The organism is Curtobacterium sp. MCPF17_002, from assembly GCF_003234115.2.
In the GTDB taxonomy this organism is placed as follows: Bacteria; Actinomycetota; Actinomycetes; order Actinomycetales; family Microbacteriaceae; genus Curtobacterium.
Genome location: NZ_CP126251.1, coordinates 3,288,103 through 3,301,031, shown reverse-complemented (window position 1 = coordinate 3,301,031; position 12,929 = coordinate 3,288,103). Strand labels below are relative to the sequence as shown.

At 69.0% G+C, this 12,929-nt stretch carries 10 protein-coding genes; 7 read left to right on the top strand and 3 right to left on the bottom strand.

Annotation, left to right across the window (positions count from 1 at the left end; all coding sequences use genetic code 11):
* Nucleotides 1-177 precede the first annotated feature (177 nt).
* Nucleotides 178-621: a DUF1648 domain-containing protein gene (locus tag DEJ28_RS15385; RefSeq protein WP_181433857.1), complete on the top strand. Its 444-nt coding sequence runs from the start codon at nucleotides 178-180 to the stop codon at nucleotides 619-621.
* Nucleotides 622-811: 190 nt separating this feature from the next.
* On the opposite strand, the gene DEJ28_RS15380 is transcribed toward DEJ28_RS15385, so the two are convergent.
* Nucleotides 812-1,861, bottom strand: a complete 1,050-nt coding sequence (locus DEJ28_RS15380) for a methionine synthase (protein ID WP_111117251.1) — start codon at nucleotides 1,859-1,861, stop codon at nucleotides 812-814.
* Between the two features lie 20 nt (nucleotides 1,862-1,881).
* The gene (locus DEJ28_RS15375; protein WP_111117252.1) at nucleotides 1,882-2,841 is read right to left on the bottom strand and encodes a putative oxygenase MesX; all 960 of its coding nucleotides are present in this window, start codon (nucleotides 2,839-2,841) and stop codon (nucleotides 1,882-1,884) included.
* Nucleotides 2,842-2,960: 119 nt separating this feature from the next.
* Between DEJ28_RS15375 and DEJ28_RS15370 the strand changes: the two genes are divergently transcribed.
* A complete protein-coding gene (locus DEJ28_RS15370) occupies nucleotides 2,961-3,902 on the top strand; it encodes a LysR family transcriptional regulator (protein ID WP_111117253.1) in 942 nt (313 codons plus the stop codon).
* Nucleotides 3,903-4,039: 137 nt separating this feature from the next.
* On the opposite strand, the gene DEJ28_RS15365 is transcribed toward DEJ28_RS15370, so the two are convergent.
* Nucleotides 4,040-5,959 (bottom strand): ABC transporter ATP-binding protein, encoded by a 1,920-nt coding sequence (locus DEJ28_RS15365; RefSeq protein WP_111117254.1) that lies wholly within the window; start codon nucleotides 5,957-5,959, stop codon nucleotides 4,040-4,042.
* A 210-nt stretch (nucleotides 5,960-6,169) separates the two neighbouring features.
* On the opposite strand from DEJ28_RS15365, the gene DEJ28_RS15360 reads away from it, so the two are divergent.
* The 5 genes from DEJ28_RS15360 (at nucleotide 6,170) to DEJ28_RS15340 (ending at nucleotide 12,731) form a co-directional block, all read left to right on the top strand.
* Complete coding sequence (locus DEJ28_RS15360) at nucleotides 6,170-7,231, top strand: LacI family DNA-binding transcriptional regulator (protein WP_220034677.1); 1,062 nt, start codon at nucleotides 6,170-6,172, stop codon at nucleotides 7,229-7,231.
* Between the two features lie 165 nt (nucleotides 7,232-7,396).
* Nucleotides 7,397-8,716, top strand: a complete 1,320-nt coding sequence (locus DEJ28_RS15355) for an ABC transporter substrate-binding protein (RefSeq protein ID WP_111117255.1) — start codon at nucleotides 7,397-7,399, stop codon at nucleotides 8,714-8,716.
* A 12-nt stretch (nucleotides 8,717-8,728) separates the two neighbouring features.
* The gene (locus DEJ28_RS15350) at nucleotides 8,729-9,676 is read left to right on the top strand and encodes a carbohydrate ABC transporter permease (protein WP_111117256.1); all 948 of its coding nucleotides are present in this window, start codon (nucleotides 8,729-8,731) and stop codon (nucleotides 9,674-9,676) included.
* Nucleotides 9,673-10,581 (top strand): carbohydrate ABC transporter permease, encoded by a 909-nt coding sequence (locus tag DEJ28_RS15345; protein WP_111117257.1) that lies wholly within the window; start codon nucleotides 9,673-9,675, stop codon nucleotides 10,579-10,581. Before DEJ28_RS15350 ends, DEJ28_RS15345 begins: the two co-directional genes overlap by 4 nt.
* Nucleotides 10,578-12,731: a beta-galactosidase gene (locus DEJ28_RS15340; protein WP_258368270.1), complete on the top strand. Its 2,154-nt coding sequence runs from the start codon at nucleotides 10,578-10,580 to the stop codon at nucleotides 12,729-12,731. The genes DEJ28_RS15345 and DEJ28_RS15340 overlap by 4 nt, the downstream gene beginning before the upstream one ends.
* Nucleotides 12,732-12,929: the final 198 nt, after the last annotated feature.

Here is a 12,929-nt window from a genome sequence, read left to right as displayed (position 1 = left end):
GTGAAAGGAGGGGACATCGATCTGGATCAACGGGGAGGTGCGAGCGGCAGGTGCGGTCATCGCCAACGCGGCAGGGATCACCGCGGTGGTGCACACGCTCGCGAAGGCCCCGCGCGCGGCCGACGCGATCGCCACGGCGCTCCTCGAGCGGGAAGTGCGGGAGACATGCAACGGCTGATGAACGCACCGATGGCCAGCGCCCGCGGCCGACGTGGGCGAGAGGTGGTCTTCGCTGCCATCGCTGCTGCGTTCCCCGTCGTCGTCGAGGTCGCGCTCACCAGCGCCTGGTGGGATCGGCTACCCGAACGGATCGCGACGTCGTTCGGCCCGGACGGCAGCCCGAGCGGGTACGGAACACCGTTGGGAACCGCGATCCTGCTCGCGGCGGTACAGGCGCTGTTCCTCGTGGCGGCTGTCGGCTCCGCTTTTGCTCGAGACCGGCGCAGAGGTCGGATCTCGTGTGCGGTCACCGCAGGGTTCGTTACGGCTCTCGCGATGAGCTGGCTGATCATCGTGGGATTGGCGTCTTCGACGTTGAGTCCGACGGCTTGGTGGCCTCTCGCGGCGGCGCCCGCGTGGGCCTTTGTTCCGTACTGGCTGCTTTCCCCCGCGCGGGACTGAAAAAGCGCATCGCTCAGACGGTGACTGAGCCCGTAGGGGCGGTGAAAGGCGAGGGCAGTACCAACGCGACCTGTCGACCGGACCGCAGCCGCGCCTCCATGCCGGATCGAAAGCCGAGCACGCGGCGGACGCAACACGAACGGCGGCCCTCCTCCTTCCGGAAGAGAGCCGCCGTTGTGTCTTTCAGCGACTAGCGTCCCGACGGAACTGCGGTGCCGACGAGCTCAGCCCGCACGATGTCCGCTCCAGCGGACAGCGCACCGAGCTTGTCCAGCGCGGCCCCACGCGCAAGGGGAGCCATCCCGCAGTTGGAGCTCGGAATGAGCTTGTCCGCGTCGACGAACTCGAGGGCGCGACGGAGCACCTCCGCGACCTCCTCCGGGGTCTCGACGGTCTCGGTCGCGACGTCGATGGCGCCGAGCATGACCTTCTTGCCACGGATCAGCTCGACGAGTTCGAGCGGGACGTGCGAGTGGATGCTCTCCAGCGAGATGATGTCGATGGAGGACTGCTGCAGGAGCGGGAACGACTGCTCGTACTGCCGCCACTCGGCTCCGAGCGTCTCCTTCCAGTTGTTGTTGGCTTCGATCCCGTAGCCGTAACAGATGTGCACGGCGGTCTGGGCGCGGAGGCCCTCGGCTGCACGCTCGAGCGCGGCCACGCCCCAGTCCTGCACCTCGTCGTGGAAGACGGTGAAGGCGGGCTCGTCGAACTGGATGATGTCGACGCCGGCGGCTTCGAGTTCCCGCGCCTCTTGGTTGAGGATCGTGGCGAACTCCCACGCCAGCTTCTCGCGGCTCTTGTAGTGCTGATCCGAGAGGGTGTCGATCATCGTCATCGGGCCGGGGAGTGCCCACTTGATCGGGCGGTCGGTCTGGGCGCGGAGGAACGCAGCGTCCTCGACGAAGACGGGCTGGCGGCGGCTCACCGCACCGACGACGGTCGGGACGGCCGCGTCGTACCGATCACGGATCCGGACGGTCTCCTTGCGCTCGAGGTCGACGCCGTCCAGGTGCTCGATGAACGTCGTGACGAAGTGCTGGCGGGTCTGCTCACCATCGCTCACGATGTCGATGCCGTGGCGCTCCTGCTCGTGGACGGCGGCCCGGAGTGCGTCCTGCTTGCCCTCGGTCAGCGCTGCCCCCTCGAGCAGCCAGGGGGACCAGAGACGCTCGGGCTCGGCGAGCCAGGACGGTTTCGGCAGGCTGCCGACGATCGAGGTGGGGAGGAGAGAACTCATGGAGGTGACGGTCCAGTCGGTCAGCGGGCGGGGACGGAGTCGGCAGCGAAACGCGAGAGGAGCGCGTGGTGCGGCGTCACGAGGTGCTCCTCGGTCCACCGCCCCTGCGTGATCCCGAGGCGACTGCGCTCCTCACGGTCGTAGGTGACCGGGGTGGGCGTGAAGTCGGTGTGGTCGAGGGTGGGGCGGTAGGTGCTCCCGGCCGGGGTGTTCGCGGCGTAGATCTCCGGGCGGTAGATCTTCTGGAACGTCTCCATGGTGGCGATCGTGCCGATGAGCTGCAGGTCCGTGTAGTCGCCGGTCAGGTCGCCGCGGGTGTAGAACGCGAGCGGGGCCGACGCCCCGGCGGGCTGGAAGTAGCGGACCCGCATGCCCATCCGGCCGAAGTAGTCGTCGGTGAGCGAGGAGTGCTCGTGCTCGTACTCGTCGCCGAGGACCGGGTGGACGTACCCGGTGCGGCGGTAGGTCTGGCTCGTCGAGACGCTGATGCACACGACGGGCTCGGCACTGAAGTCCGAGCGGAACGCGGACGACTCCAGGAAGCGCTGGAAGAGCGCCCCGTGCAGCGCCCCGAAGTCAGACGGCAAGCCCGGCGATGACGGCAGCAGGACGGAGAAGTCGTAGTCGCGCAGGTACGACGAGAAGTTGTTGCCGAGGATGCCGTGGTGGTGCTCGCCGGTGTGCTGGTCGACGATCGTGACGTCGAGCATCTCGAGCAGCGGGAACTCGGCGTCCGATCCGCCGTCGGAGAACGCCAGTGCGGCCGAGACGATGTCGAGCTGCAGGCGGTAGCGGTCATGCACCCCGGCGAGGTCGTTCGCGCGCCCGTCGATCATCCTCAGCGCAGCACGGAGGTTCTGCTGACGGTGCTCGCCGCGCGCCAGGTTGGCGAAGTTCGTGGTCAACCGGGAGCTGTCGGCGGGGGAGTAGTCCTCGTCGAACCGGGTCCGGGTGATGCTGAAGGTGAGGTCGTTCGCCATGGTCGGCAATCTGTTCGTCGAGCGCTCGCGGGCGCTGGGGAAGGGGTGCTTCGATCATGGCGGGATTCCCGGGTCATCAGGTAATACCGAGACGCTATGCACCGGTATAGCCTCGGCCTATGGCCCGGGTCTCGAACGACATCACCCTGCAGCAGCTCCGGTACTTCATCGAGGTCGCCACGGAGGGCTCGATCAGCGCAGCGGCCGATCTGCTCTACGTCGCGCAGCCGACCCTGTCCGCGGCGATGAAGGACCTCGAGACGCGCATCGGGCGCGCGCTGTTCGTCCGTTCGGCCCGGGGCGTCGTGCTCACCGTCGACGGCGTCGAGTTCCTCGGGTACGCCCGACAGGTCGTCGAGCAGGTCTCTCTCCTGGAACGGCGTTACGTCGGTGGGCAGCCGTCGCGTCGCCTGCTCGGGGTGTCGGCGCAGCACTACTCGTTCGCCGTGGAGGCCTTCGTCCGCATGGTCGAGGGCGCGGCCGCGGACGAGTACGAGTTCTCGCTCCGCGAGACGCGGACCTGGGACATCATCGAGGACGTCCGCACACTGCGGAGCGAGGTGGGGATCCTCTACCGCAACGACTTCAACCGGCAGGTCCTCGGGAAGCTGCTGAGGGATGCCGGGGTCGTGTTCACGCCGCTGTTCGTCGCCGAGCCGCACATCTTCGTGGCCAAGCGGAACCCGCTCGCATCACGGGAGCGGGCGACCCTCGCCGACCTCGCCGACCTGCCTCGGCTCACGTTCGACCAGGGCGCGAACAACTCCTTCTACCTGGCCGAGGAGATCCTGTCGACGATGTCGAGCAAGCGGGAGATCCGTGTCTCGGACCGGGCGACGATCTTCAACCTCATGATCGGCCTCGGCGGGTACACGATCTCGACCGGACTCATCAGCGACGACCTCGATCCCGAGATCGTCGCCATCCCCCTCGACGTCGACGAACGCATCGAGATCGGGTGGATCGCCCACGCCTCGGTCCCCCTCACCGTGCAGGCGCAGACGTACCTGGACGAGCTGCGGGCGGTGGTCACCAGCTACGGTGTCGAGCCGCTCGGGTAGGCAGGTGATGGCTGACGGACCTGCGCGGATCGCGCGTGTGGTGGCGGTGCAGGAGACGGGACGACCTGACGGACTGGAGGCGCGGTGCCAGCTGGCACCGCGCCTCCCGTCCGTCAGCAGGTCGTGACCGACTCCCGCTACCGCACCGCCCCAGGCTGTGTCTCGCCCGGCGCGACCTCGTCAGCGGCGAGGTCCTTCTGCACCGCGAACTGGGTCCGGTGCAGCTCCTCGTACCGCCCACCCGCGGCGAGCAGTTCCTCGTGGGTCCCGCGCTCCACGATCGAGCCGTCCTCGACCACGAGGATCAGGTCCGCGCTGCGGATGGTGGAGAGGCGGTGGGCGATCACCATCGCAGTCCGTCCCGCGAGCGCCTCGCTGAGCGCCGCCTGCACAGCGGCCTCGGACGTGGAGTCCAGCGCCGCGGTCGCCTCGTCGAGGATGACGACGCGCGGCTGGGCGAGCAGGAGCCTCGCGATGGTCATCCGCTGGCGCTCACCCCCCGACAGCCGGTAGCCACGCTCACCCACCATGGTGTCCAGCTGATCCGGCAGGGACCGGATGAGCGGCTCGAGCCGTGCGCGCCGAACGGCGTCCCACACCTCGTCCTCGGTGGCCTCCGGCCTGGCGAGGCGGAGGTTGGAGAGGATGGTCTCGTGGAACAGGTGGCCGTCCTGCGTCACCATGCCCATGGTGTGCCGCATGGAGGCGAACGTCACGTCGCGGACGTCGGTGCCCGTCAGGCGCACGGCACCACTGTCGACGTCGTACAGGCGCGAGAGGAGCTGCGCGATCGTGGACTTGCCGGCACCGGACGTCCCGACGAGGGCGACGGTCTGCCCCGGCTCGATCCGGAAGGACACACCGTGCAGCACCTCATCGCCGCCGCGGGTGTCCAGCGTGGAGACTTCTTCCAGGGAGGCGAGGGACACCTTGTCGGCAGAGGGGTAGGCGAAGCGGACGTCGTCGAACTCGACGGACACCGGGCCGTCGGGGACGGTGCCGGCGTCGGGCTTCTCCTGGATGAGTGGTTCGAGGTCCAACACCTCGAAGACGCGCTCGAAGCTGACCACCGCGCTCATGATCTCGACCCGTGCGTTCGCGAGGCTTGTCAGCGGCGCGTACAGGCGGGTGAGGAGGAGCGCCAGGGTGACCACGTCGCCGGTGTTCAGCTGACCGCCGAGCGCGAGGGCGCCACCGACCCCGTACACCAGGGCGAGGGCGAGCGCGGAGACCAGAGTGAGTGCGGTGACGAAGACGAACTGCAGCAGCGCACTCCGGACCCCGATGTCGCGGACGCGGGCGGCGCGGACGCGGAACTCCTCGGCTTCCTCGTCGGGTCGTCCGAACAGCTTGACGAGGGTGGCGCCGGGAGCGGAGAAGCGCTCGGTCATCTGCGTGCTCATGGCGGCGTTGTGGTCGGCGGCCTCGCGGCGCAGGGCGGCGAGGCGGCTGCCCATGCGGCGCGCGGGCACCAGGAAGATCGGGAGCATCACCACGGCGAGGACCGTCACGAGCCACGACGTGCTGAGCATGACGATCAGGGTGAGGATCAGCGCCACGAGGTTCGTGACCACGCCGGACAACGTGCCGCTGAAGGCCTGCTGCGCGCCGATCACGTCGTTGTTGAGGCGGCTGACGAGCGCGCCCGTCCGGGTGCGGGTGAAGAACGCGATCGGCATCTTCTGCACGTGGTTGAAGACCGCGGTCCGGAGGTCCAGGATCACGCCTTCGCCGATCCGCGCCGAGTACCAGCGCGTCACGAGTGACGCCGCGGCGTCGGCCACGGCCACGAGGGCGATGACGACCGCGAGCCGGACGATCGTGCCGACCTCGCCACGGGCGGCGATGACGTCGACGACCTGACCGGCGAGCACCGGCGTCGCGACCGCGAGGAACGCCCCCACGACGGAGAGGGCGATGAAGACCAGCAGCTTCGCGCGGTACGGCACGGCGAACGTCATGATCCGCCGGACGGACTCACGGGAGAAGCCGTGCTTGCCGTCCCTGGCGGTCGAGATCTTGTACAGCGAGCTCCAGGCAACGCCTTCCATGCTCATTGCAGTTCCTTCCGTGGGCGACGGGCCCGACTGGGTGCGGGTTGCCCGAGCTCAGGGTTGTTCCCAGCGGCAGCGAGCCGGGGGCCAGGATACGGCGGGCGCTGTCGCGTCGGATGCGGCGTGCGCTTGACTACGTAGACAATCCCGTGGTTGTCTTGCTCTCACACCCGGCCCCATCGGGTCCGACGGACGCAGCGAAGGAGCTGGACGATGAGCGACACCGCCCCCGTGCGCCGCCTCCGCCCCGCCTCCATGACCGACGTCGCGACCCTGGCCGGCGTCTCGCAGAAGACCGTCTCCCGCGTGGTCAACGACGAACCGCACGTCACCGAGGCCGTGCGCGACCGAGTCCTCAGGGCGATCGACGAACTCGGCTTCCGTCCCAACGCCGCCGCCCGATCCCTCAAGTCCCAGCGCTCTCGCCGTGTCGGGTTGATCACCATCGGCACGAACCTCTACGGCCCCACGGCGATGCTCACCGGCGTCGAGCAGGCCTGCCGCACGAACGGCTACGCCCTCGCCGTGGTCCGCACGGTGGCCGCGACCGCCGCCGAGCTCCAGCCGGCGGTCGACTCGCTCGTCGGGCAGGACGTCGAGGCGATCGTCTTCTCGGAGCCGGTCGAGAACCAGATGGACCAGCTCCGACTGCCGACCGGCGTGACGGTCCTGACCCTCGGCCCGCCGGACGTCGCAGACCGCGAGAACACGCTCGCGGTCGGCCTCGACGAGACCGGCGCCGCGTTCGCGGCCACCGACCACCTGCTGGCCCTCGGCCACGAGACCGTGTGGCACATCGCGGGCCCGGCGAACTGGACCTCGAGCTCGCGCCGGTTGGCCGGGTGGCGCGCAGCGCTGGACGACGCCGGCGTTGCCGAGCACGCGGTGGTCGAGGGGGACTGGTCACCGCAGAGCGGTCACGAGGCCATGCGTTCACTGCTCGGCCGGCCGGACCTGACGGCGGTGTTCGTGGCGAACGACCAGATGGCGATCGGGGCGATGTCCGCCATCCAGCAGCACGGACTGTCCGTGCCGGACGACATCAGCATCGTCGGCTTCGACGACATGCCCATCTCGGCCTACCTGCCGACGCCGCTCACCACCATCCGCCAGGACTTCGACGAGGCCACCCGCCTCGCGATGCACCGACTCTTCCGTACGCTCGACGGTCACCCGCCGGCCGAGCGACACCGGATGCTGCCCGGCCAGCTGATCACGCGCGCCACCAGCGCGCCGCCTTCGCCCGCGCGGCGTCACCTGCGCCCCGCCGACTGAACCCCCGGACGGGAGGCGCGGCTTGCGTCCGTCCCGTGAGTGAGCGCTCACTTGCGCTCACCGCCACCTCCGCAATCACCTCGACGACGACGTCAGGAGACGAACGTGACCCCAGTACCAACGCAACGCTCTGTACCCGCAGGGTCCGCGCCTCCAGGCCGTGGGATGAGCCGACGTGACCTGCTCCGATGGGGCGCCGCCGCGGGTGGCAGCATCGCCCTCGGCAGCCTGCTGGCTGGATGCTCCCCGCAGTCGTCCGCAGCCGTGCGTTCCGGACGCGCCGACCTGGCGTTCTGGACGCACGACCCCGGCTACGAGAAGTTCTTCACCGAGGCGCTGCCGGTGGCGGACCGCAAGTCCGACTTCGCCTTCGCGTTGGACATCACCACCATCGCGGCCGCGGACATCCCGACGAAGCTCATCGCGCAGGCGGTCGCCGGAACGGGGACGCCGGATGTCGCCGGGCTCGAGATCGGGGCGTTCTGCCGGATGCTCCGCGGCGACATCGCAGCCGAGCTGCTGAGCGACCTGTCATCGTCGGTGGCGTCCCGGAAGGACGACCTGATCGGTGCACGACTCACGCCGTTCTCGAAGGACGGCCACCTGTACGCGCTCGACTCCGACACCCCACTCTGCGTCTACTACCACCGCGCCGACCAGTTCGAGGCCCTCGGCATCCCCGACGACCTGACGACGTGGGAGGAGTACATGGACGTCGGCGCGAAGCTCAACAAGAGCAAGGGCGCCTCGTTGCACGCCGTGGCGGTCACCGACCCGGGCGGCACGCTGCAGAGCTACCAGATCCTGCTGCTCCAGCGCGGCGGCGACCTGTACGACGAGGACGGCGGCATCGCCATCCAGACCCCCGAAGCCGAGCGCACCCTGCAGTTCCTGGTCGACGGCGTGCAGTCCGGCGCGATCGCGACGGTCGCCGACATGTACGGGCCGAGCCTGCAGTCCGGGCTGAAGGGCGGCACCATCCTGGCCGTCGACATGCCGTCCTGGTACGCCAGCTACGGCATCAAGCCGAACGTGCCGGAGCAGAAGGGCAAGTGGAAGGTGCGGAACCTGCCGCGGTTCGCCGGCGGCGGCAGCACGACGAGCGTCGGCGGCGGCACCGGGTTCTCCGTGCTCCGCGACAAGCCGCTCACGAAGGCCGGGATCGACCTCGTGCTCGCCGCGTACCTCGACCCGGACCAGCAGGTGAAGCGGTACCAGGACCTCGGGTACCTGCCGACGCTGCGCTCGGTCTACGACGACCCGCGGCTCGCGGCGCTCAGTGACCCGTACTTCGGCGGGCAGCAGCTGTTCGGCGTCTACAAGTCCGTGGTCGACGACGTGCCATCGCAGCACCAGAGCGCCGACGCCTCGATCCTGCAGACCGTCCTGAGCGGCTACCTCATCAAGGCCTACAAGGGCCAGATCTCCCCGAAGCAGGCGCTCGACGCCGCTGCGGCCGACTTCCGCGGCCAGACCCGCGCCTGAGGAGGACTCTCGATGTCCACATCCACCGCCACCGGACTCCCGGTGTCCGCCACCACCACCGCAGATCCACCCGCCCGTCGCCGACGCCTCAACACGAACGGAGGCAGCGCACCGTACCTCTTCATCGCGCCGTTCTACGTGCTCTACGGGCTGTTCATGATCGTGCCGGTGCTCGCCGCCGTGTACCTGTCGCTCACTGAGTGGGTCGGCCTCGGCACGCCGAACTGGGTGGGGCTGTCGAACTACGCGAACCTGTTCCGGGACACCAGCTTCGGCACGGCCCTGGTCAACTCGCTGATCTACACACTCATCGCCGTGTTCGTCATCGTGCCGTGCTCGCTCCTCGTCGCGCAGGCGCTCAACGCCAAGGGTCTCCGTGCCCGGGACCTGTTCCGGGTGACGTTCTTCATCCCGATGGTGCTGTCGCCGATCGTCATCGCGCTCATCTACAGCCTGGTGTTCGACACGAACTACGGGCTGCTCAACGCCACGCTCAAGGCACTGTTCGGACTGCCGAACACCGACTGGCTCGGTGACCCGACGCTCGCGAAGGTCGCGATCGGCTTCGTGCTCCTCTGGCGAACGGTCGGGTACCTGACGATCTTCTTCCTGGCTGCACTGCAGAACGTGTCGCCCGAGCAGTACGAGGCCGCGTCGCTCGACGGGGCCGGCACCTTCCGGAAGTTCACCAACGTGACGCTCCCGGCGATCCGACCGGTCACGGCGTTCGTCGTGGTGACGAGCTTCATCAGCGCCGCCCAGCTCTTCGACGAGCCCTACCTGTTGACGAAGGGCGGGCCCGGCGAGGCCACGTTGTCCGTCGCCATGTTCATCTACCGCGCCGCGTTCGAACGGCAGCAGTTCGGGTACGCGGCAGCCGCCGGCGTCGTGCTGTTCGTCGTCGTCTTCGGCGTCAGCCAGATCCTCAACCGCGCACTCGCCATCGGGAGGGACGCATGACCGCGACCACCGACCGCCCGGACACCCGGGCCGTCACGACCGCCGGAAGCCGGGCACCCCGGTCCGGCCCACCGCGCACCAGGGGGTGGATCGCACGCCGTGGTCTGCTCTACGCCACACTCGTGGCCCTGCTGCTCGTCTTCGTGTTCCCGCTGCTGTGGGCTCTGTCCGGGTCCTTCAAGCAGCGCGGCGACATCTTCGCGACGCCGCCAACCCTGATCCCCAGCCCGGCGACCGGCGAGAACTACACGAACCTGCTCTCCACGCAGCCGTTCTGGGCGTGGTTCGGCATCAGCGTCGGGACCGCGCTGATCGCGACCGTCGTCTCGGTGTTCGTCTGCGCCATGGCCGGGTACGGCTTCGCCAAGTTCCGGTTCCGGGGCAAGCGGGTCCTGTTCGCTGTGATGTTCTCGTCCCTGTCCGTGCCGTTCGCGGTGATCCTCGTACCGCTCTTCATCCTGGTGGTGAAGTCCGGGCTGACGAACCCGTGGTTCTCGCTCGTCGTCCCGTGGGTGGCGCCGGCGTTCGGCATCTTCATGATGCAGCAGTTCATCGTGCAGGCGATCCCCGACGAACTCATCGAGGCGGCCCGCATCGACGGCAACTCCGAGTTCGGAACGTTCCGCCGGGTCGTGCTCCCGCTGCTCCGGCCGTCGCTCGGCGCCCTGGCGGTGTGGAGCTTCCTGCAGAGCTACAACTCGTTCCAGTGGCCGTTGGTCCTGCTGTCCGACTCGAGCCAGTACACGCTGCCTCTCGGCCTCAACGCGATCTTCGCGTCGGAGAACCGGTCGTACGACCTGGTGCTCGCCGGCGCCGTGCTGGCGAGCGTGCCGACCATCCTCGTGTTCCTGCTCCTCCGCAAGCAGCTGCTCGACGGGCTGACCGCGGGGGCGGTCAAGGGATGACCGACACCCGCACCCACCACCGATCCTTCTCGAACGGAGCACCCAGCACCATGCAGCACGACCGCGTCCTCTTCGGCGCCGCCTACTACCACGAGTACCAGCCGACCCCTCGGCTCGACGAGGACATGCGCCTGATGCAGGAGGCCGGCTTCTCGGTCATCCGCGTCGGTGAGTCCGTCTGGAGCACCTGGGAGCCGGAGAACGGCCGCTTCGACCTGGAGTGGCTCGCACCGGTGCTCGACGCCGCCCACGAACACGGCATCCGGGTGATCCTCGGCACACCCACGTACGCCGTGCCGATGTGGCTCGCCCGCATCGTGCCGGAGATCAACGTCCGCCGCCGCACCGACGGCGAGGCGATGGGCTGGGGTGCCCGGCAGGAGATCGACTACGCCCACCCGGCGTTCCTGTTCCACGCCGAGCGGGTCATCCGGAAGATCGTCGTCCGGTACGCCGAGCACCCCGCCGTGATCGGCTACCAGGTCGACAACGAGCCGGGCAACGAGCTCATCGCGAACCCCGAGGTGTTCCAGCGCTTCGTCGACCACCTGCGTCACACCTACGGCAGCGTCGAGCGGCTGAACGAGGAGTGGGGTCTGACCTACTGGTCCCACCGGCTGTCCACCTGGGCTGACCTGTGGACGCCGGACGGCAACGCGCAGCCGCAGTACGACCTGGCCTGGCGCCGGTTCCAGGCCTCGATCACGACGGACTTCATCGCCTGGCAGGCATCCGTCGTGCGGGAGTACTCGCGTCCGGACCAGTTCGTGACCACGTGCATCGCCTACGAGCGGCCGACCGTCGAGGACGAGGTGCTCACCAGGACGCTCGACGTCACCGCCGGCAACCCGTACTACCGGATGCAGGACGCCCTCGAACTGCCGAGCGCCGAGGAACCCGCACAGTTCTGGACCTCGTCCGGTGCCTGGTCGATCTTCGCGTCCGGCGACCGCATGTACGGGTCGAAGCAGGCACCGTTCCTGGTCACCGAGACCAACGCGCAGGCCATCGGGTTCTCGTGGATGAACGAGCCCGCCTACGAAGGGCAGTGGCGACAGGCCGCCTGGGCCCTCGTGTCCCGAGGCGCGTCGATGATCGAGTACTGGCACTGGCACACGCTGCACTACGGCGTCGAGACGTACTGGGGTGGCGTCCTGCCGCACTCGCAGCAGCCCGGCCGGACCTACGAGGAGATCGCCCGGATCGGAGCGGAGTTCGCGCACGCCGGGGACCGGGTCGCCGGCCTCCGCCCGCACGCCGACGTCGCCCTGCTGTTCTCGAACGAGTCGAAGTGGGCGCTGAACGAGCACCCGGCGCTCGGCGACGGCATGGAGCCCGACCGGCGCTCGTGGCAGACCGTCCACGACGCCTTCGCCCGAGGTGTCTTCGATGCCGGACTGCAGGCGAACACCGTGCATCCGTCCCAGGTCTTCGACCGTGACCCGGCGTCCTTCGCCGCGGAGCGTCCGGTGCTCGTCGCTGCCGCGTTCACCATCGCGACCGACGCTCAGCTGCAGTGGCTCGCCGCCTACGCCGAGGCAGGTGGCCACCTCGTCGTCGGCATCCGCACCGGGTACGAAGACGAAGAAGCCCGTGCGCGGCTCGAACGGAAGCCCGCGTTCCTCGACGTGCCCGCCGGCGTGCACTACGACGAGTTCAGCAACCTCGGCCGACGCATCCCGGTGTTAGCCGGAGCTGCGGCTGCGGAACATGGGTTCGCCCTGCCGACCGGGGCGACGGCCACGCGCTGGGCGGATGGCCTGCTCGTCGACGATGCGGACGTCCTCGTCGGGTACGACCACCCGCACCACGGTCGCTTCGCGGCGGTGACCACGCGTACGCACGGAGCCGGGCGAGTGACCTACGTCGGGACGGTGCCGGACCCCGCGCTCGCCGCAGCCGTCGTCGACTGGGCGGTCGGGCAGGGCTCCGGTTCGACGGCATGGCGTCCGCAGACCGAGACACAGTCGGTCGCGAGCTCGGTCAACGGACGCGGGGAGAGCGTGCACGTCGTGCACAACTGGTCGTGGACGCCCAGCACCTTCGCGGTGCCGGTCGCAGCGGAGGACGTGCTCGCCGGCACTGCCCTCGACGCTGGTACCGAGATCGAGCTCAGCCCCTGGGACGTCCGGGTGTTGGCCGCGCGCTGACGCAGAGCAATGACGAGGTACCAAGCGGGTGGGCGGGAGACGACATGTAGCGCGGTGCTGCGCCCTGGGGCCGGCGCCGAGACGTCTCCGAGATGGCGCGGACCGCTCTCCCGCCTTGACCGCTGGAGCGACATCATTCCGCGGGACAGGGTTGTTGCAATCCAGTATGTGAAGCACTACGTTCTGTCGGTATGACAA

What these genes read in the sequence shown, in the direction of transcription:
- DEJ28_RS15385 (WP_181433857.1), top strand. Translation starts at nt 178, where the DNA reads ATGAACGCACCGATGGCCAGCGCCCGCGGCCGACGTGGGCGAGAGGTG.
- DEJ28_RS15380 (WP_111117251.1), bottom strand. Translation starts at nt 1,861, where the DNA reads ATGAGTTCTCTCCTCCCCACCTCGATCGTCGGCAGCCTGCCGAAACCG.
- DEJ28_RS15375 (WP_111117252.1), bottom strand. Translation starts at nt 2,841, where the DNA reads ATGGCGAACGACCTCACCTTCAGCATCACCCGGACCCGGTTCGACGAG.
- DEJ28_RS15370 (WP_111117253.1), top strand. Translation starts at nt 2,961, where the DNA reads ATGGCCCGGGTCTCGAACGACATCACCCTGCAGCAGCTCCGGTACTTC.
- DEJ28_RS15365 (WP_111117254.1), bottom strand. Translation starts at nt 5,959, where the DNA reads ATGAGCATGGAAGGCGTTGCCTGGAGCTCGCTGTACAAGATCTCGACC.
- DEJ28_RS15360 (WP_220034677.1), top strand. Translation starts at nt 6,170, where the DNA reads ATGAGCGACACCGCCCCCGTGCGCCGCCTCCGCCCCGCCTCCATGACC.
- DEJ28_RS15355 (WP_111117255.1), top strand. Translation starts at nt 7,397, where the DNA reads ATGAGCCGACGTGACCTGCTCCGATGGGGCGCCGCCGCGGGTGGCAGC.
- DEJ28_RS15350 (WP_111117256.1), top strand. Translation starts at nt 8,729, where the DNA reads ATGTCCACATCCACCGCCACCGGACTCCCGGTGTCCGCCACCACCACC.
- DEJ28_RS15345 (WP_111117257.1), top strand. Translation starts at nt 9,673, where the DNA reads ATGACCGCGACCACCGACCGCCCGGACACCCGGGCCGTCACGACCGCC.
- DEJ28_RS15340 (WP_258368270.1), top strand. Translation starts at nt 10,578, where the DNA reads ATGACCGACACCCGCACCCACCACCGATCCTTCTCGAACGGAGCACCC.